General features: G+C 68.2%; 1 pseudogene. It reads right to left on the reverse strand.

Annotation, left to right across the window (positions count from 1 at the left end):
- Positions 1-422 (reverse strand): annotated as a pseudogene (locus D7X32_RS44670) (J domain-containing protein); the annotation flags it as partial.

Raw genomic sequence — 422 nt, forward strand, 5'->3', positions numbered from 1 at the left:
CCCATGTTCTCCATGGCGCGGCGCAGGAGGCGCTGGCGCCGGAGCTTGGAGGCTTCATCGGGGTTGGAGGGGTCTTCGGCCGCCACGTCGTCCTCGTCAAAATCCCATTCGTCCAGATCACCCAGATCACCGGACAGCTCGTCCTCAGTCTGGCCAGAAGCCCCCCCGTTGTCACCGGGGAAGGCGGCGGAGCGGGGAGAAGGCAGTGGCTCGAAGGTCGCTTCGACGATGGCCTCGACGAGGAATTCGTTGGCATCGCCCGCCGAGCGGACGTCCGAGCGGATGAGGGCTTCCAGGTGGGCATCCACCTGCTGGAGGGCGGCCTCGAAGGAGGCGGTGAGGTTCTGGGCGGGGTCGTTGGACTCGTCGAAGGAGACGATGCGCCACAGGTCGTCCTCGCTGGCGCGGGCGGGGCGCACGGG

This window comes from Corallococcus carmarthensis (genome assembly GCF_003611695.1).
Taxonomy (GTDB): domain Bacteria; phylum Myxococcota; class Myxococcia; order Myxococcales; family Myxococcaceae; genus Corallococcus; species Corallococcus carmarthensis.